Genomic DNA, 21174 nt, shown 5'->3' with positions numbered 1-21174 from the left:
CCTTATCTTTCGAGATAGCATGACTACGGCGCCGCGAGTCCCAAGTTCGTATCGCGGCTGGCCGGGAAATCGACGAACTTCAGCGCGGTTTTGAGGGCCGCTGTCCCATGGGGAAAGAAATGGAAGAGTTTCATAAAGTCCGGCGTTTGCCGCCCTACGTTTTCGAACAGGTCAATCGTTTGAAAGCGAGCGCGCGAGCGGGCGGGGCGGACATTATCGATCTCGGCATGGGCAATCCAGATCTTCCGACTCCCAAGGCGATCGTCGACAAGCTGTGCGAAGTGGTCCAGGATCCGCGCACGCATCGCTATTCCTCCTCCAAGGGCATTCCGGGCCTTCGCCGTGCGCAGGCCGCCTATTATGCCCGTCGCTTCGGCGTGAAGCTCAATCCGGATACGCAGGTGGTCGCCACCCTCGGCTCGAAGGAAGGCTTTGCCAATATGGCGCAGGCGATCACTGCGCCCGGCGACGTGATCCTCTGCCCGAACCCGACCTATCCGATCCATGCCTTCGGCTTCCTGATGGCCGGCGGCGTCATCCGCTCGATACCGGTCGAGCCGGATGACAGCTTCTTCCCGCCGCTGGAACGGGCCGTGCGCCACTCGATCCCGAAACCGCTCGCGCTGATCCTCAACTATCCGTCCAACCCGACGGCCTATGTCGCGACGCTGGATTTCTATAAGGAAGTCGTCGCTTTCGCGAAGAAGCACGACATCATCGTGCTTTCGGATCTGGCCTATTCGGAAATCTACTTCGACGACGCGCCGCCGCCGTCGGTGCTGGAAGTTCCGGGCGCCATCGACGTGACGGTCGAATTCACCTCGATGTCGAAGACCTTCTCCATGCCCGGCTGGCGCATGGGCTTTGCCGTCGGTAACGAGCGGCTGATTGCGGCGCTGACGCGCGTGAAGTCCTACCTCGATTACGGCGCGTTCACGCCGATCCAGGTGGCGGCGACCCACGCCCTGAACGGCGACGGTTCCGATATCGCGGAAGTGCGCAACATCTACAAGCGCCGCCGCGACGTCCTGGTCGACAGCTTCGGCAAGGCCGGCTTCGACGTGCCGCCGCCGGCTGCGACCATGTTTGCCTGGGCGAAGATCCCGGAAAAGTTCCGTCATCTCGGCTCGCTTGAGTTCTCCAAGCTTCTGGTCGAGAAGGCGGACATCGCGGTAGCTCCCGGCATCGGCTTCGGCGAGCAGGGCGATGATTATGTCCGCATCGCGCTTGTTGAAAACGAACACCGCATCCGGCAGGCTGCACGCAATCTGAAGCGTTTTCTCTCCTCCGTGGATGAGACGATGCATAATGTTATTTCGCTGAACGCCCACCGTTCATAATATCGCGCGGCAGCCGTTCCCGCGGCTGCCGTTCCCAATACTGATCAGGAATTTTCCATGGCAGATGCCCTCAAAATCGGCATTGCGGGCTTGGGCACGGTTGGTGCCTCGCTCGTCCGCATCATCCAGAGCCGCGCTAACGAGCTTGCCGTTACCTGCGGTCGTCCCGTCAAGATCGTCGCCGTCACGGCGCGCGATCGCATGCGGGATCGCGGCATCGATCTGGCAGGCATCGAATGGTTCGACGGTCCTGTCGATCTCGCGCAGAAGGCCGATATCGACGTCTTCGTCGAGCTGATCGGCGGCTCCGAGGGTGCTGCCAATGCGGCGGTGCGTGCGGCTCTTGCCCGCGGTCTGCATGTCGTAACCGCCAACAAGGCGCTGCTCGCCTATCACGGTGTCGAGCTCGCGCAGATCGCTGAAGAAAAGGGTGTGCTGCTGAATTTCGAAGCAGCCGTTGCCGGTGGCATTCCGGTCATCAAGGCCCTGCGCGAATCGCTGACCGGCAATACGATTTCCCGCATCTACGGCATCATGAACGGCACCTGCAACTACATCCTGACCCGGATGGAGAAGGAGGGCCTGTCCTTTGCCGATTGCCTGAAGGAAGCACAGCGTCTCGGCTATGCCGAAGCCGATCCGGCTTTCGATATCGAGGGCAACGATACGGCTCACAAGCTCGCCATCCTGACGACGCTTGCCTTCGGCAATCGCATCGCGGCCGACGACATCTATCTTGAAGGCATCACCAACGTCTCCATCGAGGATATCCGCGCCGCTGCCGATCTTGGCTATCGCATCAAGCTGCTCGGTGTTGCCCAGCGCACCGAGAGCGGTATCGAGCAGCGCGTGCATCCGACCATGGTGCCGCTCGATTCGGTCATCGCCCAGGTTGATGGCGTCACCAATGCCGTCGCGATCGAATCCGATATTCTCGGCGAATTGCTGATGGTCGGCCCCGGCGCCGGCGGCAATGCGACGGCCTCGTCCGTCCTCGGCGATATCGCCGATATCGCCAAGAGCCGCCCGGGCGAGCAGCGCGTGCCGGTGCTCGGTCATCCGGCCAAGGCGCTGGAGCCCTACCGGAAGGCGCAGATGCAGAGCCATGAGGGCGGTTATTTCATTCGCCTCACCGTACTCGACCGCACCGGCGTTTTTGCAAGTGTGGCGACCCGCATGGCGGAAAACCATATTTCGCTGGAATCGATCGTCCAGCGCTCCAAGCAGCATCTGGCGCCTTCCGATCACCAGACGATCATCCTCGTCACTCATGCGACGACTGAGGACTCGGTGCGCAAGGCGGTTGCCTCGATCAAGAACGAGGGCTATCTCGTCGGCGAGCCGCAGGTCATCCGCATCGAGCGGCCGAAAGAATAATCTGAGCAGCGGCGGCGTGCCTCAAAGGGACGCCGCTCTCAAATTCCGGGAGAGATGGTGGAGCAACCGGTCGATCCAGTTCAGCGGGCATTTCTGGGTGTCGAGCGCTCGGTATCAGGCAATCGCTGGGTTTCCAGGCTCGATCAGGCTGGCCAGAACAGGGCGCTGGCCATCGCGCAGACACACGGCTTGCCGGAGCTGATTGCCCGCGTTCTTGCCGGGCGCGGCGTCGGCCAGGACGAAGCCATGGCCTTTCTCGACCCGACCATCCGTGGCCTGATGCCGGACCCGCATCTGCTGACCGATTGCGAAAAGGCCGCACAGCGTCTCCTGCACGCCATCAGGAAGGGCGAGACGGTCGCGATCTTCGGAGACTACGATGTCGACGGTGCGGCCTCCTCGGCGCTCCTCTATCGCTTCCTGACGCATTTCGGCGTTCCCGCCAGCATCTACATTCCCGATCGTATCTTCGAGGGTTACGGCCCCAATCCCACCGCCATCGGCCAGCTCATCGACAATGGCGCGACATTGATCGTGACCGTCGATTGCGGCTCGACCAGCTTCGAATCGCTTGAGGTGGCGAAGGCACGCGGTATCGATGTCGTCGTCATCGATCACCATCAGGTGGCGCACGAGCTGCCGCCTTGCCACGCCCTGGTCAATCCGAACCGAGAGGATGATCTGTCGGGGCAGGGGCATCTCTGTGCCGCCGGCGTCGTCTTCATGGTTCTGGTCGCGGCCTTGCGGCTGCTGCGCGAGGCCGGCGATTCCCGCGTGCGATCCATCGACCTGCTTGCCTGGCTCGATATCGTCGCGCTCGCGACCGTTTGCGATGTCGTGCCGCTGAAAGGTCTCAATCGGGCCTATGTCGTCAAGGGGCTCATTGCCGCCCGTCATCAGGGCAATCTCGGGCTTGCAGCGCTCTTTCGTAAGGCCGGTCTCAATGGCCCCGTCACGCCCTATCATTTCGGTTTCCTGATCGGTCCGCGCATCAATGCCGGCGGCCGCATCGGCGATGCAGCTCTTGGCGCACGCCTGCTGACGCTAGCCGATGGTAGCGAAGCCGACACGATCGCCGCGAAGCTGGACGAACTCAATCGCGAGCGGCAGGCCATGGAGGCCGCCATGCTGCAGGAGGCGGAGGCCGAGGCCCTGGCGGAGTACGGCAATGGCGACGGTGCCTCCGTCATCGTCACGGCGCGCGAGAACTGGCATCCGGGGATCGTCGGCCTTATTGCATCGCGCCTCAAGGACAAATTCCGCCGGCCGGCCTTCGCCATCGCCTTCGATCCGATGGGCAAGGGTACAGGCTCCGGCCGCTCCATCAACGGCTTCGACATGGGCCGCATGGTGCGTGCAGCCGTCGATGCCGGTCTGCTGGTCAAGGGCGGCGGCCATGCCATGGCCGCCGGCCTGACGGTGGAGCGGAGCAATCTCGGAAAGCTGCGCGCCTTCTTCACGGAGAAGGCGGAGAAGCAGGTGGCCGGGCTGGTTGCCAATGAAACGCTGAAGATCGACGGCGCGCTCGGCGCAAGCGGCGCGACCGTCGAGCTGATCGACAGGCTGGAGACCGCCGGTCCCTATGGTTCGGGCCATCCACAGCCCGTCTTCGCCCTTCCGAGTCACAGGCTGCGCGATTCCCGCCTTGTCGGCCAGTCGCACATCAAGATCACGCTCGAAGCGCAGGATGGCGGCCGGGTTGATGGCATCGCCTTCCGCGCGGCGGAGACGCCTTTGGGCGATCTGCTGATGTCGTCGCGCGGGGCGCAGATCCATGTCGCCGGCACGCTCGGCGCCGATCACTGGCAGGGCAGCCGCCGGGTGCAGCTGCGCGTTACGGACGCGGCGAAAGCTCCGTAACGCAGATCGCGCCGGATACGTGTCTGCATAGCAGCGTTTAGCAAGCAAAAACATCAATTTAAGGGGAAGAACAGTGGCACGCCCTAGGGGAGTCGAACCCCTCTTTACAGAATGAAAATCTGTCGTCCTAACCGATAGACGAAGGGCGCGTGCTGTGGCGCCCTTATAGTCAGCACCTTTCATTCCCGCAAGCGGAAAAACGAGAAAAATCGCAGAAAAATCCCAGAAAAATCGATGACTAAGCGAAGATTTTCGAGGTGCTTGTGGAAAACGTCGAGCCACGCGATTGGCACGCCCTAGGGGAGTCGAACCCCTCTTTACAGAATGAGAATCTGTCGTCCTAACCGATAGACGAAGGGCGCGTGCTGCATGGTCTAGATAAGAATAGCCCATTGCGTCCGCAAGCGGTAGGTCAATGAATTCATGACGGGGGAAGAACAACAGTGGCACGCCCTAGGGGAGTCGAACCCCTCTTTACAGAATGAAAATCTGTCGTCCTAACCGATAGACGAAGGGCGCGTTCAGCTGTTGTGTGGCGCGCTTATAGCGGGGTGATTTCATTCCCGCAAGCGGCAATTTTGCTTTTTTGTGGAAAAAATGACAGATGGGTGAAACTGCCGCCGGCCATGAATAAGTGAGACTTAACAGGCTCTTGCCGGCGGTATCGGAGATTCCCTGGAAACGCGGGCTCTTTACTGGCCGCTCGCGCCCTGCACCGGTTGCACCAGCAGCTTCCCGTTCTGGGGCTGGTTTTTCGATGCGATGAACTGCGCCAGCGCGGCCGCCTGTCTGCCGTTCAATTCGTGGACGTTCGGGTTCGGCATTGCGGCAGCTCCCGACGCCGTCACCTGGGCAATCGGCTGCGGCGAACCCACAGCCGGCGAGGTTGCATTGCGGATGACGGGCGGCGGCAGCATATCGGCCGAGGTGCGGCCGTTCCCTGCGGCATCCATCGCCTGCGGTGCCATAGTCTGCATTGCCGTCGGCGGCGTGCTGTAGACACTGCGCATCATCGGCGTGATGGTCTGGCCGCCGTCAGGCTGGGTCTTGGCCAGCGTCCCGTCCGGGTTGACGGCGATCGGCGGTGGGGCTGAAAAGATGCTGCTTCTGTTGGCATTGACGCCAGTCGGCTGCGTGACGAGGCCGGCAATGCCGGTCTGTCCTTCAGCGGGGGCTGCCGTCGGGGCAGGGTAGAGTGCCTGATTCTGCTGGGCGACGATCTGCTGGCGCGTGCCGTTGACGCTATGCACCAGCGGATCCCGATAGGTGCCATCGGCTTTGCGGCGGCTGGCGTCGGCTCTGCTGTTCATGTCGGCCGCGAGCTGTTCGGCTGCCGTCGGCTGCGCGGCAGGTGCTGCGTCCGATGTCTCCGTCGGCTTCTTGGCCGTGGTCGCGCAGCTGGCGATCATCACAAATGAAGCGATGACGGCAATAGTGCTTGCGAGCTTCTTCCCGCCGTATAAAATCTGTTGATCGCACATGGGACGTTCCCCGCAAAAGGTTTGCATCGGAACGGCCCTCCTGCGAGGGGACGATGATATCGCATGCGCCGACTGGGAACGATGGCCGCGCGATATCCGATGCATGATGCTTCGAGTCGTCCAAGCATGCCGGAGGATGGGCATGGGCGGCAAGCGCGAAACGGATGGCTCCGCGCGTGCCGTAAGCCTCGCGAAAGCTTGGCTCCTACCAGGAGCCGGTATTGGGCATCGAGGCCCAGGGCTCGGCAGACGGAAGGTTGGCGCCTTTCTGCAGGATCTCGATGGAGATGCCGTCCGGAGAACGTACGAAGGCCATGTGACCGTCGCGCGGCGGGCGATTGATGATGATGCCGTTGTCCATCAGCTTCTGGCAGGTTGCGTAGATATCGTCGACCTCATAGGCGAGGTGGCCGAAATTGCGTCCTCCGCTATATTCTTCCGGGTCCCAGTTATAGGTCAGTTCCAGGCTGGGGGCACCGTTGCTGCGGGATGATTCGGCGTCCTCGTCGGCTGCAAGGAAAACGAGCGTATAGCGACCTTTCTCGTTTTCGTAGCGGCGGGTTTCGGTAAGCCCGAACAGGGTGCTATAAAAATGCAACGAAGCGTCGAGATCGGTGACGCGGACCATCGTATGGAGATAACGCATTCTATTTCCTCTCTTAATGTCGAGCTGGTCGGATCTTTGACCGGGGCACCAGCTTCGCGCAAGTCTTGGAGCAATAATCTTAGGGTGGGAATAAACGAAAACTAGGACTTGCGCTTTTCCGTTACCAAGATGTTAATCTTGATATCAGGGAATCAGTTAACCGTAACAGTGTGACGCGTAATCGAGGGCTGGCTAGGATGGGTGACAGAATTTCATCGAAGGGAGTTGTCGACTTCGAGGAGATGTCGGGCGATACCGTCGAGCTCATCGAAATCTCAGGCGTCGTGAAGTGGTTCGATGTCGCCAAGGGATTCGGTTTCATCGTGCCCGACAATGGCATGCAGGACGTATTGCTGCATGTCACGTGTCTGCGCCGGGACGGTTATCAGACGATTCTCGAAGGAACCCGCATCGTTGCGCTGATCCAGCGCCGGGAGCGTGGCTATCAGGCCTTCAAGATCCTCTCCATGGATCAGTCGACCGCCGTACATCCCTCGCAGATGCCGCCCGTGCGCACGCATGTGCAGGTGACGGCGACGAGCGGTCTGGAGCGCGCGCTGGTCAAGTGGTTCAACCGCACCAAGGGCTTCGGCTTCCTGACGCGCGGCGAAGGCACAGAGGATATTTTCGTGCACATGGAAACGCTGCGTCGCTTCGGTCTGGCCGAGCTGCGGCCGGGGCAGGTGGTGCTTGTTCGCTTCGGGCCGGGTGAAAAGGGTCTGATGGCGGCGGAAATCCATCCGGATGCGCCGAGCCCGGTCACGCGACCGCACTGATATGAATAGAGATATGTTTTTTGGAGTTCTGAAAAGCGCCATCTTGGCGCTTTTTCTCGTTGTGGCCATAGGCCCGTCGTCCTTCGCGGCACAAACTGCAAGCCAGCAGCTGATGGCTTTCGACTCGGAGCCGCTGACGATCGTATCGGCCAAGGGGCAAACCCATAAATTCACCGTGGAGCTGGCGCTGACGCCGGCACAGCTTGAATATGGTCTGATGTATCGCGACAAGATGCCGGTCGACCATGGCATGCTGTTTGATTTCGGCACAGTGCGGCCGGTGATGATGTGGATGAAGAACACCGAGCTGTCGCTCGACATGCTCTTTCTGGACCAGAGCGGCACCGTCACCCATATCCAGGAAAATGCCGTGCCATATTCCGAATCGATCATCAATTCCGGCGGACCGGTCGCCTATGTGATCGAACTGAATGGCGGGATAGTCAGGAAGCTTGGCCTTGCCGTCGGAGACAAGGCGACGAGCCCCACGATCTCGGCAAAGCTCGGCAAGTAGCTTTTCGTCGGGGAAGAGTCTGCCCAGCGTGATTTTACCTGTTGCAGCGGAGAGGTGAACCGTGTATCTCCCCACTCGTTCCGCAAACGGGTATCCGGCGGTACAGAAATCAGATCGCGATTGCCTGTGAGCAAATCGTGCTGATGGTTCGGAGTGTAGCGCAGTCTGGTAGCGCATCTGGTTTGGGACCAGAGGGTCGGGAGTTCGAATCTCTCCACTCCGACCATTTAAAATCCCTCCATCGATGTCGTTGAATTTGTCCTGGTAGCGGCTGCCTTTTTGCTTGAAAACAAAGGGATTCGCGGCTAAGCAAAAGTCGTGTTCGCGCGGCCTGCAAAGGATCGCGTCGAGGCAAGAGAAGCAAAGTAAGCGGATCGTTCCCGCTCGATTCGGAGGCGCTGCAGCAATGCCTGCCAAGATTTATCGTCCCGCAAAGACCGCCATGCAGTCCGGCAAGGCCAAGACTCATCTATGGGTTCTGGAATTCGATCAGGAAACTCCGCGAAAGATCGATCCGATCATGGGCTATACGTCATCGGGCGATACGCGCCAGCAGCTCAAGCTGACATTCGAGACGCAGGAGCAGGCGGAAGACTACGCCAAGCGTAACGGCATCGACTACCGCGTCATCCCGCCGAAGGATCCGATCCGGCAGACCGTGTCCTATTCCGACAACTTCCGCTTCAATCGTATCCAGCCCTGGACTCACTGAAGCCCAAGTACTTATTGAACGTCGACCATTGAGTTTGACGGCGGTTTCAGGCATGTGTTGCCCGCCGCACGTAAGGTGCGGCCAGGCCGTACGGCCCCTTAGCTCAGCTGGATAGAGCACTTGCCTTCTAAGCATGTGGTCGCAGGTTCGAATCCTGCAGGGGTCGCCACTTTCTCGTTGGTCCGTTCTGGACACATAGGTTACGGTTTATTCCTGAGACATAGGTAACAGATTGTCCCTAAGGCATGGGTAACAATCTGGTGCCGTTAGCCGAGTGATATCAGGACCATTCCTGTTCAGTTTGCCGCCGTCGGCCAGCCGCCGGCATCCGCAGGCCTTGTGGCGTCGACCGTCATCTGGATGAGGTCGTAGCCGAACATCGATCCGGCCAGTTTGATGGCGATGATGGCTGCGCTTAAAAGTGCAAGGCCACCGATGATTCTGTCGCTTTTCTTCACGGCCCGCTTCCCCGACGTTTCGTGAACGCCGCGTTATTCACGGCGGCAGAAAGTATATCGCGTTTTATGAGAAGCGCTACAGGGCTTGCTCATGCTGCCAATCGCCAGACTTATGTCCGCCGTTACGCCGATTGCTTGTCATTGCCTCGGACAATATTGCGCCCCATAAAAAAACCCGCCGGCTGCGATGCAGGGGCGGGTTTTGTTCATGCGATCTATTCCAAATCAGTGCAGGATCTGGCTGAGGAATAGTTTGGTGCGCTCATGCTGCGGGTTGTCGAAGAATTCCTTCGGCGAATTCTGCTCGACGATCTGGCCCTGGTCCATGAAGATGACGCGGTTGGCGACCTGGCGGGCGAAGCCCATTTCGTGGGTCACGCAGAGCATGGTCATGCCTTCCTCGGCAAGGCCCACCATCGTGTCGAGCACTTCCTTGATCATTTCCGGATCGAGTGCCGAGGTCGGCTCGTCGAACAGCATGATCTTCGGGTTCATGCAGAGCGAGCGGGCGATCGCCACGCGCTGTTGCTGACCGCCGGAAAGCTGGCCGGGATATTTCTTGGCCTGCTCCGGGATCTTGACGCGCTTGAGGAAGTGCATGGCGATTTCTTCCGCCTGCTTCTTCGGCATCTTGCGCACCCAGATCGGCGCCAGCGTGCAGTTTTCCAGAATGGTCAGGTGCGGAAAGAGATTGAAGTGCTGGAACACCATGCCGACTTCGCGACGCACTTCGTCGATCTTCTTCAGATCATTGGTGAGCTCGACGCCGTCGACGATGATTTGGCCCTTCTGATGCTCTTCCAGGCGGTTGATGCAGCGGATCATCGTCGACTTGCCCGAGCCCGAGGGGCCGGCAATGACGATACGCTCGCCGCGCATGACCTTGAGGTTGATATCGCGCAACACATGGAAGTCGCCATACCACTTGTTCATGTTGATCATATCGACCGCGACCTCGGTCTCGGAAACGGTCATTTTCTTCGATTGGGCTTCAGCCATTTTATATTTCCCTCAATTTTATCGCTTGTGGCCGGTGTCGAGGTGGCGTTCCACGAACCCTGAATAGCGCGACATGCCAAAGCAGAACAGCCAAAAAACGAAGCCGGCAAAAACAAGACCCGTCACCGGCGTCACCGCAGTTGCCCAATTGGCATCCGAGAAATTCTGACGGACGATGCCGAGCAGGTCGAACATGCCGATGATCGCAACGAGTGATGTGTCCTTGAACATGCCGATATAGGTGTTGACGATGCCGGGAATGACCAGCTTGATCGCCTGCGGCAGAATGATCAGCCGCATCTTCTGCCAGTAGCCGAGGCCGAGCGAGTCGGCGCCCTCGAATTGGCCCTTCGGTATCGCCTGCAGACCGCCGCGAATGACCTCCGCCATATAGGCCGAGGTGAAGATCGCAACGCCGACCACGGCGCGCAGCAGCTTATCCACTGTCCAGCCCTGCGGCATGAAGAGCGGCAGCATGTAGCTGGCCATGAACAGCACCGTGATCAGCGGCACGCCGCGGATGATTTCGATGAAGGTCACGCACAACATGCGAAGGATAGGCAGCTTCGACCGGCGTCCCAGCGCAAGCAGGATGCCGAATGGAAAGGACACCGCGATTGCGACGAAGGCGATCACCAGCGTCACGAGCAGACCGCCCCATCTCTCTGTTTCTACGGTTTCAAGCCCGAAGCCGCCATGCAGCAGGAAGAACGAGATAACCGGCAGCACGAAGAATGCCAGGATCGCATTCAATCCTTTTCTCGGAACCGACGGTATCAGAAGCGGCACGAAGGCGATGACCGTCAGGATGATGACGAGCACCGGCCGCCAGCGCTCGTCCGGCGGATAGAGGCCGAACATGAAGACGACGAATTTCGCGCGAACGAAGGCCCAGCAGGCAGCGTTCCAGCCATCCGGCTGCGTTCCGCCCTGAACCGTGGTGGCGCAGAATGTGCGGTCGGTTCCGTTCCATACCGCCTGTATGAACAGCCAGTTGACCAGATGCGGGATCGCCCAGGCAAGGAATGCGATGGCAAGCACGGTCAGAACGATGTCCTTCGGCGTGGCGAAGAGGTTCTTTTTCAACCAGTGCCACACGCCTCTTTCGCTGGCGGGTGCCGGCTGTGCCGTCAGAAGCGACTTGCTGACGAAGTGTTGATCTACGCTTGACATCCTATCTCTCCACCAGGGCCATCTTGGCGTTGAACCAGTTCATGAACAGCGACGTTACGATGCTCAAGGCGAGATAGATGACCATCCATATGATGACGACCTCGACCGCTCGGCCGGACTGGTTGAGGATCACGCCGCCGACGGCGACGAGATCGGCATAGCCGATAGCGATGGCGAGAGACGAGTTCTTGATGAGGTTGAGATATTGGCTCGTCAGCGGTGGAATGATGATGCGCAGCGCCTGCGGAATGACGACAAGCCGCGTGACGGCGGTTGCGCGGAGGCCGAGTGCGCCCGCCGCCTCCGACTGGCCCTTCGGCACGCCGCGAATGCCGGCGCGCACGATCTCGGCAATATAGGATGCGGTATAGAGCGAAAGCGCCAGCAGAAGCGCGATGAATTCCGGCCCTACCACCGTTCCGCCCGTAAGATTGAACTTGCCGGCGACGGGATAATCGAAGGAAAGCGGCATGCCCGTCGCCAGGAACACGAGCAGCGGCAGGCCGATCAGGATACCGAGCGACACCCAGATGGTATGGAATTGCTGCCCGGTTGCCGCCTGACGCCTATGTGCCCAGCGCGCCACGAAAAATACGGCCGCTATGGCGACGAGGAAGGCAACGCCGACGGCCCACATGCCCGCGGCGAATATCGGGCTCGGAAAGGCGAGGCCGCGATTGCTGAGGTAGCTGTAAAACGGCAGATGCACGGCATCGCGTGCCTGCGGCAGCAACACCAGAACGCCGCTGTACCAGAAGAAGATGACGAGCAGCGGCGGGATATTGCGGAAGATTTCGACATAGGTATGGGAAAGCTTCGCAACGAGCCAGTTGCTCGAAAGTCTGCCGATACCAACGACGAAGCCGACGATGGTCGCAGCGATGATGCCCACAAACGATATCAGAAGCGTGTTGAGCACGCCGACGATGATAGCGGTGCTATTGGTGGAGTCGCTGGAATAGGGGATCAGGGCCTGTCCCAGATTGAAGCCGGCACGACCTTCGAGAAAGCCAAATCCGAAGGAGCGGTTCAATGCGTGCAGATTGTCGATCGTATTCGTGACGATGAACCAGCAGAGGCCGGCCAGAATGATGATCGTGATGGCCTGATAAAATGCACCCCTGACTTTGGGGTCGTATAGCGCCGCCGATAAGGGTGAGCGCTCGCCTTCAGGCGAATTTGCGGTAATTGCCATGCAGATTTTTCCCCAATGTGCCCGTTTCAGGCTTGTTTTCTTGAGGTGAGAAAGGCGGTTTGCCGCCTTTCTCCGATAGTTAGGCTATTTCCGGCTTAGCGGACCGGAGGCGCGTACTGGATGCCGCCCTTGTTCCACAGAGCATTGAGGCCGCGAGCGATCTTCAGCGGGCTGCCTGCACCGATGTTGCGGTCGAAGATTTCGCCGTAGTTGCCGACGCCCTTGATGATGTTATAGGCCCAGTCGTTGGTGAGGCCGAGATCGGTGCCGATGGTGGAACCCTGCTCGGCGCCGAGGAAGCGCTTGATATCAGGATTTGCCGAACCCTTCATCTCGTCGACATTCTTCTGCGTGATGCCGAATTCTTCGGCATTAACAAGCGCGTAGGCCGTCCAGCTGACGATATTGAACCACTGGTCGTCACCCTGACGAACGGCCGGGCCGAGCGGCTCCTTGGAGATGATTTCGGGCAGAACGACGTTATCGTCCGGGTTCTTCAGCGTCAGGCGCAGCGAATAGAGGCCGGATTGGTCCGTCGTGTAGACGTCGCAACGGCCGGAGTCATAGGCGGTATTGACTTCCTCGAGCTTGTCGAAGACCACCGGATTGTACTGCAGGTTGTTGGTCTTGAAGTAGTCGGCAAGATTGAGTTCGGTCGTCGTACCGGACTGGACGCAGACGGCAGCGCCGGAGAGTTCGAGCGCCGACTTCACGTTCAGCTCCTTGCGGACCATGAAGCCCTGGCCGTCATAATAGGTGACGGGGCGGAACTTGAGGCCAAGCGCGGTGTCGCGGTTGATGGTCCAGGTCGTGTTGCGAGAAAGCACATCGATTTCGCCCGACTGCAGGGCCGTAAAGCGGTCCTTTGCGCTGAGAGGCGTGTACTTGACCTTGGTCGGATCGCCGAAGACGGCCGAAGCCACTGCCTTGCAGAAGTCGATGTCGAAGCCGGCCCAGTTGCCGGATGCGTCTGGCTGCGCAAAGCCGAGAAGGCCGGTATTCACGCCGCATTGAACAAAGCCCTTGGCCTTTACGTCGCTCAGCGTCGACGCCGAAGCGCCCGACGCGGTGTAGGCCAATGCTGCGGCTCCGAGGAATGCGGAGAGAGCAAACTTTTTCATCTTTCCCAACCTTTGTCTCTTTGTTTTATAGTAAAATGTAATCGCTTCCGAAGCAGGCTCTTGGAGAACCACGTTCCTTCCCCTCCCGGTGCGAGTGGTCCTATCACAGTCGCAAATGGTGTAGCGGTCAAGAGATCGCCTCAATAATTGCGGATTTATTCGGCATTTTTGCCTTTCGCGGCTGAAAAAATGGCGTTTGGCGCCAAAATGGGCGGCATTTTGCCGAAAAACTGCGCGAAATTGGAGTTTTTTCAATGGTTTCGTTATTTTAGCCTTCGAATAAAAAGCACTGCGGGAAGGATCGGGGTTGACCCCACCGGACTTGCCCGCCACAACTCCGGTTTCCTACAGCGCCAAAGGCATATCCGGACATGAAAGACAAAGACACATTGCTGCAGAACGCCGGCATCAACACGCGTTTATCCCATATCGGCAACTCGCCCTTTGATTTTCACGGATTCGTCAATCCGCCCGTCGTCCATGCCTCCACGGTGCTATTCCCCAATGCGCGGGTCATGGAGACGCACGACCAGAAATATACCTATGGCACACGCGGCACGCCGACGACGGATGCGCTCTGCGAGGCGATCGATGCGCTGGAAGGGTCGGCTGGAACGATCCTCGTGCCGTCCGGGCTTGCGGCGGTCACCGTGCCATTCCTCGCTTATTTGTCTGCCGGTGATCATGCCCTGATCGTTGATTCGGTCTACGGTCCGACACGCTTCTTCTGCGACACCATGCTGAAGCGCTTGGGTATCGAGGTTGAGTACTACGATCCCATGATCGGAGTCGGCATCGAACAATTGATCAGACCGAATACCAGGCTGGTTCACACCGAAGCGCCGGGTTCCAATACTTTTGAGATGCAGGATATTCCCGCCATCTCGGCGGCGGCTCACCGGCATGGCTGCGTGGTAACGATGGACAATACCTGGGCGACGCCGCTCTATTTCAAGCCGCTCGATCACGGTGTCGACGTCTCCATTCATGCGGTCACAAAATATCCGGCCGGCCATTCCGATATTCTGATGGGAACCGTCTCCGCCAATGCGGCGCATTGGAAGCAGTTGATCGGCGCGCATGGGCAGCTCGGCCTCTGCGGTGCGCCGGACGATGCCTATCAGGTGCTGCGCGGTCTGCGGACCATGGGTGTGCGCCTGGAGCGGCATCAGGAGAGCGCGCTTGCGATCGCTCAGTGGCTCGAGGGTAGGGAAGAGGTCGCACGCGTACTGCATCCGGCACTACCGAGCTTCCCTGGCCACGAATTGTGGAAGCGCGATTTCAAAGGCGCAAGCGGGATATTCTCTTTCGTTCTCGCAGTCGACGATGCGCAGAAGTTCAAGGCGAAAGCCCATACCTTCCTCGATGCCTTACGCATTTTCGGTCTCGGCTATTCCTGGGGCGGCTTCGAAAGCCTTGCCCTGCACGTCAATCTCAACGACCGGCGCGTCACCAAGGTTCCGACGGAGGGTCCGGTCATCCGCCTGCAGATCGGCCTCGAAGACGTCGCCGATATCAAGGCGGATATCGAGAAGGGCTTCGCCGCAGCTGCTGCATAATTCCTTAAATCGGGATCGATTTAAGGATAAAATTATGCAGCAGGTTGAAAGTGTTACAGCGCCGCGCGTCACATGTGACGCGCGGCGCTGTGGGGAGGCTTGATCAGCCGATGGCGCGATAGCCGTAGATCCAGTCCATGTCCGCCGCGAGGCTTTGCGGCGGACGGAACGAAAGGACGAGGTCGCGCGCCATCCGGATCGGCCCGCGCGCGTGATAGGCGAATTGATTGAAGGCGGCGCGCTGGCGCAGGCGGGCGATACGCGGAGCCCGATGTTTCTCGTAGAGATCGAACGCTTCCGCCAGCGGACGTGTCGCCAGCATACCCGCCAGCTCGAAGGCATCCTCAATCGCCATGGCCGCGCCCTGAGCCGCAAACGGCATCATCGCATGCGCGGCGTCGCCGATCAGGATCGTGTCTTTGCCGTTGTGCCAGCGGCCGGCACCCATCTCGTAGAGTGGCCAGAAGCTCGCCTGTTCCTGTCTTTCCAGCATGTGCAGGATCGCGTCGTTCCAGCCGGAGAAGCCGCGCAGCATACTTTCTCGCTGAACCTTGCTGCCGGTGGCGTTCCAGTCGTGGCTGGCGCTGCTGCCGGAAACGATCGCAACCATATTGAACGCAGCATTTTCCCTGATCGGGTAGCAAACGAGATGGCTGGAGCGGCCGAGAAAGGCCGTGACGCTGGTGCGGTTCAGGATCGACGGCGCGGATGCTTCCGGCATCGTGAAACGCCATGCGATGTTTCCGGAAAAGAGTGGCGAGGGGGCGCCGGGCACGAATGCGCGAGTTTTCGACCAGACGCCATCGGCGCCGATGACGAGATCAAAGTCGCGGTCAGCAATCGCGTCCGGTATCGCTTGGTCTTCAATATCGATGCGTCGGCCAAGATGCAGTCTGCACAGCGCATTGGCGGCGACGGCTTCGAGAAGCGCCTTCTGCAGCGTGGCGCGATGCGCCGTCCCGTAGGGTGCGCCCCACCGGTGTCTTGCAAAATTCCCGCAAGGGACGGATGCGATTTGCCGTAGCGAGGAGCCGGAAACCAGCCGAACCTCGTCAGGCTCCAGCCAGACGGGCCGAAGCGCATCGAGCACGCCAAGCGTATCGAGGATGCGGGAAGCGTTCGGGGATATCTGCAAGCCGGCGCCGACTTCGGTCAGCGCTCCGGCCTGTTCGAAAATGTCCGATTCTATGCCATGTCTTGCCAGCGCCAGCGCTGCCGTCAATCCGGCTATTCCGGCGCCGACGATGGCGGCTCTTTTGACCGGCATCGATTGTGTCCGATCGCAATCGACGGGATTAGGCTGCCTTGAAGTGGAAGACGCAGCCGGCGGGGTTGGTCTGATCCGCCTTCAGCGACGGATTGTAGCGATAAAGCGTCGAGCAGTAGGAGCAGACCTTTTCCGTCTCGTCGCCGAGATCGATGAAGATGTGCGGATGATCGTAGGGAACCGAAGCGCCGGTGCACATGAATTCCTTCACGCCGATTTCGATGACGCGATGTCCGCCGTCGTTCTGGAAATGGGGAATATTGTGGCCGGCCATGATGATCTCCGAATGCGTCCTGCCGTGAGCGGCATGAATGTTGCGCCAGACTTGGTAGCCCCTCTTTATAATCCTTCTTCCCGATTGTGTAGTGCGAAAGTCCGGCTTGATGCAGAGATTTTCGCAGGCATAGGGTTCATTTGATACTGCCGATAAAATATGGTCCGGCGCCAACAGAACCAAGCTTGTAAAGACGAAGCCATGAATTTGAATGCTCCCCGGATGTCCAATTTCGTCAGAGATGGATTGAAGCTTGCCTTTTTCGATGAAGGCGATCCCAGCGGCGCCCCGGTGCTGCTGATTCACGGTTTTGCCTCGACGGCGATTGCGAACTGGGTCAATCCGGGCTGGCTCAAGACATTGGGCGAAGCGGGTTACCGTGTGATCGCCATCGACAATCGTGGCCACGGCTTGAGCGACAAGCTTTATGACGCCGATGTCTACCACCCCTGGATCATGGCCGAGGATGCTGTGGCACTGCTAGACCATCTGGCTATCCCCGAGGCACACGTGATGGGTTATTCCATGGGCGCGCGCGTTGCCACTTTCATGGCGATCGCGCATCCCGATCGTGTCCGCTCGCTGGTGCTGGGGGGCCTTGGCATCGGCATGGTCGAGGGGGTCGGCGACTGGGATCCGATCGCGGACGCTCTGGTGGCGCCGTCGCTCGATGACGTCACGCATCCGCGCGGGCGCATGTTCCGCGCCTTTGCCGAGCAGACCAAAAGCGACCGACACGCGCTGGCCGCCTGTATTCAGGGCTCGCGCGATCTGGCGGCGAGGGAAGATGTGGCAAGGATCGAGGCGCCGGCTTTGATCGCCGTCGGCACCAGGGACGATATTGCCGGCTCCGGTCAGGAATTGGCTGCACTGATGCCGAATGCAGAGGCCATCGACATCCCGAACCGCGATCATATGCTGGCGGTCGGCGATAAGATCTTCAAGGCAGCGGTTCTGGAATTCTACCAGCGCTTGGACAAGCGTTAGGTTTCAAGTCACCTGCCGGTGAAATGGGGTCTGCGCCGCTCGGCAAAAGCAGCGCGGCCCTCGGCATAATCGGCGCTGTCGAAGGTCTCCGCGCCGATCACCTCCGCTTCCCGCAGCAGGTCGGGGTTCTGCTCGATGGCGGCGCGGATCGCGAGTTTCGAGGCGTGCAGCGCGATCGGCGCATTGGCAGCGATCGCGTGGGCGAGGGCGGAGACTTCACTGTCGAAAGCACTTGCGTCGATTTCCTCAAGAAGAAAACCGGCAGCAACCATCTTCTCGCTCGACATGGGCGCGCCCGTGAACAGCGTGACCTTGGCCATCTGCGCTCCGAGGGCATTGATGATGTCCTGCACGGCATCAGCTGGATAGGCGATGCCGAGGCGAACGGCGGGGACGGAAAACCGGGCGCCTCGTTCGGCGATCCGCAAATCGCAGGCCGCCGCCAGTCCGAAGCCGCCGCCATAGCAGATGCCGCGGATTGCAGCGATCGTCGGCACGCGGCAATGCCGGATTGCCTCGAAAGCCCGGCTGTTCAACGCCTCGTAGGAGACCGCTGTCGCGGAGTTCTTGCGCACGCTGTCGAATTCGCTGATATCGGCGCCGGCGGAAAAATCCGCGCCGCTGCCGCGAAGGACGACCACATGCGCGTGCGCTTCGTCGGTCAGGATGCGCACGGCTTGGGGGATGGCGCGCCACATGGCGGCGGTCACCGCATTTTTCCGATCGGGGTTGCTGATCGTGATGGTGCCGATGGCATCGCCGCACGTCGCGCGGATGAGACCGCCGGCAAAATCATGCTCGAAATTCATTACCTGTCCGACCCATTTGTCTTGTGTGGCATTTATTCTATATAATGCACCCCTGACAGAAAATCGGGAGGCCGCCAATGGTCGCAGCAACGGACATTCGCCCAGTAGAGGGCTTGGGCGCGGTTAAGGTCATGGATCCTATCTGGGACAGCATGCGCGAGGAAGCTCGCGCCGCTGCCGAGCGGGATCCGCTGCTTGCCGCCTTCCTCTATTCGACGATCATCAATCACCGTTCGCTGGAGGAATGCGTCATCTATCGCATCTGCGAGCGCCTCGACCATCCCGACATGCAGGCAATCCTCCTGCGGCAAACGTTCGAGGAGATGCTGGCCGACTGGCCCGAATGGGGGTCGATCCTCCGCGTCGATATCCAGGCCGTCTACGACCGTGATCCCGCCTGCCTGCGTTTCCTGGAGCCCGTGCTTTATTTCAAGGGATTCCACGCGTTGCAGACGCATCGCCTCGCGCACTGGCTCTACAATCACGGCCGCCGCGATTTCGCGCTCTATCTGCAGAGCCGTTCCTCCAGCATCTTCCAGACAGACATCAATCCGGCGGCGCGCATCGGCAAGGGAATCTTTCTCGACCACGCGACCGGCCTCGTTGTGGGTGAAACGGCCGTGATCGGCGACAACGTCTCGATCCTGCACGGGGTCACGCTTGGCGGAACCGGCAAGGAAGGCAGCGACCGTCATCCGAAAATCGCCCATGGCGTATTGATCGGCGCCGGCGCCAAAATTCTCGGCAATATCCAGATCGGCCATTGCTCGCGCATAGCCGCCGGCTCCGTGGTGCTGAAGGAAGTGCCGCCGAAGACGACGGTTGCCGGCGTTCCGGCCAAGGTGGTCGGCGAGGCCGGTTGTTCCGAGCCGTCGCGCTCCATGGATCAGTTGCTCGCCGAACGCATGGTCGTCGATCAGATCTTGGGCGCGGGAATCTAGGAAAAATTCAGCCTGACTTTCGGAGGCTTACGCTATCGGCGGAAAGGTATGCACGCCTCCGGTCTTTACACCGCCGCTTTTCCTATGCAAGAAGCAGCCAACCGAGATCCTCACGGAGAAGCATTGTGAAGCCTGAAGAAATCAAGAAGCTCGACGCCTATTTCAAGCGCACGTTCAACCCGCAGATGGTGGTGAAGGCCCGTCCACGCAAGAACGATTCTGCGGAAGTCTATCTCGGCGAAGAGTTTCTGGGCGTCGTCTATATCGATGATGAAGATGGCGATCGCTCCTATAATTTCTCGATGGCGATCCTGGACGTCGATCTCTGATTTTGTCGATCTCGTATAGTGATTGAACATTCGGGCCGTATTTCATTGAAATGCGGCCTTTTTCTTTGGCAATTGCCGATTTAATCATTCCGTAGCCGTTTTGAATCGCTGCTGCTTTTCCAGTCTAGCTGCCAATATTTTGACCAAAGCCTGTGGTTGCAAGGACGATGATATATATTAGAAAAAACAAAATGATGCGGCGCACTCATCGTCGCCGACACCGTATTGTTATCGGAAATGCAACCAAAGGAAGATATTGCGTCGCACAAGACTACTTGACTAATTGTGCGTCGCATTTAAGCTTTACCCTGTAAACCGGCCGTCGGCCGGCCAACAAGGGACGGAGAAGCATGTTCAATTTCGATGAAGCGAACAAGAAGGGCAAGGAAGCCATGGACACGGCGCTGAAGAGCTATTCCGATGTCACCAAGGGCTTTCAGGCGATTGCTGCCGAAGCTGCAGAATATTCCAAGAAGTCTTTCCAGGATGGTGTTGCACACTTTGAAACGCTCGCCGGCGTCAAGAGCTTCGAAGCTGCCTTCGAACTGCAGAGCAGCTATGTGAAGTCCTCCTATGAAAACTTCATCGCCGAAGCCACCAAGCTCGGCGAAATGTATGCCGATCTCGCCAAGGCTGCCTATAAGCCGTATGAAGCGCCTGTCGCTGCCGCGACCAAGGCTGCCGGCAAGGCCGCCGTAACGGCAACCGCCGCTTAAGTTCTCGCCGAAAGGCAAATTTCCGGAAGGACCGGCTACGCGACGCGTGGCCGGTCTTTTGCGTTTTGGCGCGCCGAACCTGAGCCAAGGATATGCAGCGACTTTTTTGGCCGCAGCCCGCTTTGTCAGCGAATTGTGATTGCAGTGTCCAGCAAGGGGCTTAAAATCACGCCAATATGAACTAAGTTAGAGGTTCGGATATCCGGCCCGACCAAGTGAAGAACCCAACCCCAGTGCCAAGTCGGAATGCGATAGCTTCTGCCGGATGATTTGAGGAATGAATGAAATGATCGCTGAGCCGATCCGGATGCAAAACAACAGCGAAAGGAACGGGGACAACGGAAATCGCGGGACCTCGGTGATTACGCGCACCAAGCCCAAAACCAAGAAACCCAATCTATACCGCGTGCTGCTTCTGAATGATGACTATACGCCCATGGACTTCGTGATCCATATCCTGGAGCGTTTCTTTCAAAAGGATCTCGAGAGTGCCACCCGCATCATGCTTCATGTCCACAATCACGGCGTGGGCGAGTGCGGGATATATACATATGAAGTAGCCGAAACGAAGGTGAGCCAGGTGATGGATTTTGCCCGGCAGCACCAGCATCCGCTGCAATGTGTTATGGAAAAGAAGTGA

At 59.2% G+C, this 21174-nt stretch carries 22 protein-coding genes and 5 tRNA genes; 14 read left to right on the top strand and 13 right to left on the bottom strand.

Going from position 1 to position 21174, the window contains the following annotated elements:
• Positions 1–119 precede the first annotated feature (119 nt).
• From FHT84_RS19235 to recJ, 3 genes are read left to right on the top strand one after another with little or no spacing between them, the layout of a single operon-like run.
• Positions 120–1340, top strand: coding sequence for an LL-diaminopimelate aminotransferase (locus tag FHT84_RS19235; protein WP_112340932.1), 1221 nt, complete (start codon positions 120–122; stop codon positions 1338–1340).
• Positions 1341–1397: 57 nt separating this feature from the next.
• Entirely contained in the window at positions 1398–2717 is a 1320-nt protein-coding gene (locus FHT84_RS19230) for a homoserine dehydrogenase (RefSeq protein WP_113249896.1), read from the top strand.
• Between the two features lie 57 nt (positions 2718–2774).
• On the top strand, positions 2775–4577 hold the full coding sequence (gene recJ / locus FHT84_RS19225) for a single-stranded-DNA-specific exonuclease RecJ (RefSeq protein ID WP_113249958.1): 1803 nt from the start codon (positions 2775–2777) through the stop codon (positions 4575–4577).
• 74 nt (positions 4578–4651) lie between these two features.
• Here recJ and FHT84_RS19220 read toward each other — a convergent pair.
• The 5 genes from FHT84_RS19220 to FHT84_RS19200 form a co-directional block, all read right to left on the bottom strand.
• Positions 4652–4726 (bottom strand) — tRNA-Glu (locus FHT84_RS19220).
• Positions 4727–4864: 138 nt separating this feature from the next.
• Positions 4865–4939: transfer RNA gene (locus tag FHT84_RS19215), tRNA-Glu, on the bottom strand.
• Positions 4940–5021: 82 nt separating this feature from the next.
• A tRNA-Glu gene (locus FHT84_RS19210) sits at positions 5022–5096 on the bottom strand.
• A gap of 173 nt (positions 5097–5269) precedes the next feature.
• The gene (locus FHT84_RS19205) at positions 5270–6058 is read right to left on the bottom strand and encodes a hypothetical protein (protein ID WP_113249897.1); all 789 of its coding nucleotides are present in this window, start codon (positions 6056–6058) and stop codon (positions 5270–5272) included.
• Between the two features lie 205 nt (positions 6059–6263).
• A complete protein-coding gene (locus tag FHT84_RS19200; protein WP_113249898.1) occupies positions 6264–6704 on the bottom strand; it encodes a VOC family protein in 441 nt (146 codons plus the stop codon).
• A gap of 197 nt (positions 6705–6901) precedes the next feature.
• Here FHT84_RS19200 and FHT84_RS19195 point away from each other — a divergent pair, with 197 nt between their 5' ends.
• The 5 genes from FHT84_RS19195 to FHT84_RS19175 all read left to right on the top strand — a co-directional run bounded on the left by FHT84_RS19195 (position 6902) and on the right by FHT84_RS19175 (position 8875).
• Entirely contained in the window at positions 6902–7480 is a 579-nt protein-coding gene (locus FHT84_RS19195) for a cold-shock protein (RefSeq protein ID WP_015339721.1), read from the top strand.
• A 1-nt stretch (position 7481) separates the two neighbouring features.
• Positions 7482–7994, top strand: a complete 513-nt coding sequence (locus tag FHT84_RS19190; RefSeq protein ID WP_113249899.1) for a DUF192 domain-containing protein — start codon at positions 7482–7484, stop codon at positions 7992–7994.
• Positions 7995–8143: 149 nt separating this feature from the next.
• A tRNA-Pro gene (locus FHT84_RS19185) sits at positions 8144–8220 on the top strand.
• A 180-nt stretch (positions 8221–8400) separates the two neighbouring features.
• Positions 8401–8706, top strand: coding sequence for an ETC complex I subunit (locus tag FHT84_RS19180; RefSeq protein ID WP_183763477.1), 306 nt, complete (start codon positions 8401–8403; stop codon positions 8704–8706).
• A 92-nt stretch (positions 8707–8798) separates the two neighbouring features.
• Positions 8799–8875 (top strand) — tRNA-Arg (locus FHT84_RS19175).
• Positions 8876–9002: 127 nt separating this feature from the next.
• Here FHT84_RS19175 and FHT84_RS19170 read toward each other — a convergent pair.
• The 5 genes from FHT84_RS19170 to FHT84_RS19150 form a co-directional block, all read right to left on the bottom strand.
• Entirely contained in the window at positions 9003–9164 is a 162-nt protein-coding gene (locus FHT84_RS19170) for a hypothetical protein (protein ID WP_169645987.1), read from the bottom strand.
• A gap of 225 nt (positions 9165–9389) precedes the next feature.
• Positions 9390–10163 carry an amino acid ABC transporter ATP-binding protein gene (locus FHT84_RS19165; protein WP_095434785.1) on the bottom strand — a complete coding sequence of 258 codons (774 nt, stop codon included), beginning with the start codon at positions 10161–10163 and terminating at the stop codon, positions 9390–9392.
• An 18-nt stretch (positions 10164–10181) separates the two neighbouring features.
• A complete protein-coding gene (locus tag FHT84_RS19160; protein WP_112340861.1) occupies positions 10182–11336 on the bottom strand; it encodes an amino acid ABC transporter permease in 1155 nt (384 codons plus the stop codon).
• Between the two features lies 1 nt (position 11337).
• Complete coding sequence (locus FHT84_RS19155) at positions 11338–12531, bottom strand: amino acid ABC transporter permease (protein WP_113249901.1); 1194 nt, start codon at positions 12529–12531, stop codon at positions 11338–11340.
• Positions 12532–12626: 95 nt separating this feature from the next.
• Positions 12627–13652, bottom strand: a complete 1026-nt coding sequence (locus FHT84_RS19150) for an amino acid ABC transporter substrate-binding protein (RefSeq protein WP_112340859.1) — start codon at positions 13650–13652, stop codon at positions 12627–12629.
• Between the two features lie 371 nt (positions 13653–14023).
• Between FHT84_RS19150 and FHT84_RS19145 the strand changes: the two genes are divergently transcribed.
• On the top strand, positions 14024–15211 hold the full coding sequence (locus tag FHT84_RS19145; protein WP_113249902.1) for a cystathionine beta-lyase: 1188 nt from the start codon (positions 14024–14026) through the stop codon (positions 15209–15211).
• 103 nt (positions 15212–15314) lie between these two features.
• On the opposite strand, the gene FHT84_RS19140 is transcribed toward FHT84_RS19145, so the two are convergent.
• Both FHT84_RS19140 and FHT84_RS19135 read right to left on the bottom strand, forming a co-directional pair.
• On the bottom strand, positions 15315–16478 hold the full coding sequence (locus FHT84_RS19140) for an FAD-dependent monooxygenase (protein ID WP_113249903.1): 1164 nt from the start codon (positions 16476–16478) through the stop codon (positions 15315–15317).
• Between the two features lie 28 nt (positions 16479–16506).
• Positions 16507–16752, bottom strand: a complete 246-nt coding sequence (locus tag FHT84_RS19135) for a zinc-finger domain-containing protein (protein ID WP_112340856.1) — start codon at positions 16750–16752, stop codon at positions 16507–16509.
• A 201-nt stretch (positions 16753–16953) separates the two neighbouring features.
• Here FHT84_RS19135 and FHT84_RS19130 point away from each other — a divergent pair, with 201 nt between their 5' ends.
• Positions 16954–17739, top strand: coding sequence for an alpha/beta hydrolase (locus tag FHT84_RS19130; RefSeq protein WP_113249904.1), 786 nt, complete (start codon positions 16954–16956; stop codon positions 17737–17739).
• 8 nt (positions 17740–17747) lie between these two features.
• On the opposite strand, the gene FHT84_RS19125 is transcribed toward FHT84_RS19130, so the two are convergent.
• Entirely contained in the window at positions 17748–18548 is an 801-nt protein-coding gene (locus FHT84_RS19125; protein ID WP_113249905.1) for an enoyl-CoA hydratase-related protein, read from the bottom strand.
• Positions 18549–18625: 77 nt separating this feature from the next.
• Here FHT84_RS19125 and cysE point away from each other — a divergent pair, with 77 nt between their 5' ends.
• The 4 genes from cysE (at position 18626) to clpS (ending at position 21174) form a co-directional block, all read left to right on the top strand.
• Entirely contained in the window at positions 18626–19489 is an 864-nt protein-coding gene (gene cysE / locus FHT84_RS19120; RefSeq protein WP_112340853.1) for a serine O-acetyltransferase, read from the top strand.
• 125 nt (positions 19490–19614) lie between these two features.
• Positions 19615–19818, top strand: coding sequence for a DUF3126 family protein (locus tag FHT84_RS19115; RefSeq protein WP_112340852.1), 204 nt, complete (start codon positions 19615–19617; stop codon positions 19816–19818).
• A 350-nt stretch (positions 19819–20168) separates the two neighbouring features.
• The gene (locus FHT84_RS19110; protein ID WP_113249906.1) at positions 20169–20534 is read left to right on the top strand and encodes a phasin family protein; all 366 of its coding nucleotides are present in this window, start codon (positions 20169–20171) and stop codon (positions 20532–20534) included.
• 286 nt (positions 20535–20820) lie between these two features.
• The gene (gene clpS, locus FHT84_RS19105; RefSeq protein WP_069612294.1) at positions 20821–21174 is read left to right on the top strand and encodes an ATP-dependent Clp protease adapter ClpS; all 354 of its coding nucleotides are present in this window, start codon (positions 20821–20823) and stop codon (positions 21172–21174) included.

The sequence above is a fragment of the Rhizobium sp. BK289 genome (assembly GCF_014193575.1).
GTDB classification, from domain to species: domain Bacteria; phylum Pseudomonadota; class Alphaproteobacteria; order Rhizobiales; family Rhizobiaceae; genus Rhizobium; species Rhizobium tropici_C.
The sequence above is the reverse complement of the archived record's forward strand: the minus strand, read 5'-3'. Positions and strand labels throughout refer to the sequence as shown.

Coding starts and splice junctions, on each gene's coding strand:
- FHT84_RS19180 (WP_183763477.1), top strand. CDS start 8,401: ATGCCTGCCAAGATTTATCGTCCCGCAAAGACCGCCATGCAGTCCGGC.
- FHT84_RS19165 (WP_095434785.1), bottom strand. CDS start 10,163: ATGGCTGAAGCCCAATCGAAGAAAATGACCGTTTCCGAGACCGAGGTC.
- FHT84_RS19125 (WP_113249905.1), bottom strand. CDS start 18,548: ATGAATTTCGAGCATGATTTTGCCGGCGGTCTCATCCGCGCGACGTGC.
- FHT84_RS19160 (WP_112340861.1), bottom strand. CDS start 11,336: ATGTCAAGCGTAGATCAACACTTCGTCAGCAAGTCGCTTCTGACGGCA.
- FHT84_RS19150 (WP_112340859.1), bottom strand. CDS start 13,652: ATGAAAAAGTTTGCTCTCTCCGCATTCCTCGGAGCCGCAGCATTGGCC.
- FHT84_RS19190 (WP_113249899.1), top strand. CDS start 7,482: ATGAATAGAGATATGTTTTTTGGAGTTCTGAAAAGCGCCATCTTGGCG.
- FHT84_RS19155 (WP_113249901.1), bottom strand. CDS start 12,531: ATGGCAATTACCGCAAATTCGCCTGAAGGCGAGCGCTCACCCTTATCG.
- FHT84_RS19235 (WP_112340932.1), top strand. CDS start 120: ATGGAAGAGTTTCATAAAGTCCGGCGTTTGCCGCCCTACGTTTTCGAA.
- FHT84_RS19110 (WP_113249906.1), top strand. CDS start 20,169: ATGTTCAATTTCGATGAAGCGAACAAGAAGGGCAAGGAAGCCATGGAC.
- FHT84_RS19230 (WP_113249896.1), top strand. CDS start 1,398: ATGGCAGATGCCCTCAAAATCGGCATTGCGGGCTTGGGCACGGTTGGT.
- FHT84_RS19135 (WP_112340856.1), bottom strand. CDS start 16,752: ATGGCCGGCCACAATATTCCCCATTTCCAGAACGACGGCGGACATCGC.
- clpS (WP_069612294.1), top strand. CDS start 20,821: ATGATCGCTGAGCCGATCCGGATGCAAAACAACAGCGAAAGGAACGGG.
- cysE (WP_112340853.1), top strand. CDS start 18,626: ATGGTCGCAGCAACGGACATTCGCCCAGTAGAGGGCTTGGGCGCGGTT.
- FHT84_RS19130 (WP_113249904.1), top strand. CDS start 16,954: ATGAATTTGAATGCTCCCCGGATGTCCAATTTCGTCAGAGATGGATTG.
- FHT84_RS19195 (WP_015339721.1), top strand. CDS start 6,902: ATGGGTGACAGAATTTCATCGAAGGGAGTTGTCGACTTCGAGGAGATG.
- FHT84_RS19145 (WP_113249902.1), top strand. CDS start 14,024: ATGAAAGACAAAGACACATTGCTGCAGAACGCCGGCATCAACACGCGT.
- FHT84_RS19200 (WP_113249898.1), bottom strand. CDS start 6,704: ATGCGTTATCTCCATACGATGGTCCGCGTCACCGATCTCGACGCTTCG.
- FHT84_RS19205 (WP_113249897.1), bottom strand. CDS start 6,058: ATGTGCGATCAACAGATTTTATACGGCGGGAAGAAGCTCGCAAGCACT.
- FHT84_RS19140 (WP_113249903.1), bottom strand. CDS start 16,478: ATGCCGGTCAAAAGAGCCGCCATCGTCGGCGCCGGAATAGCCGGATTG.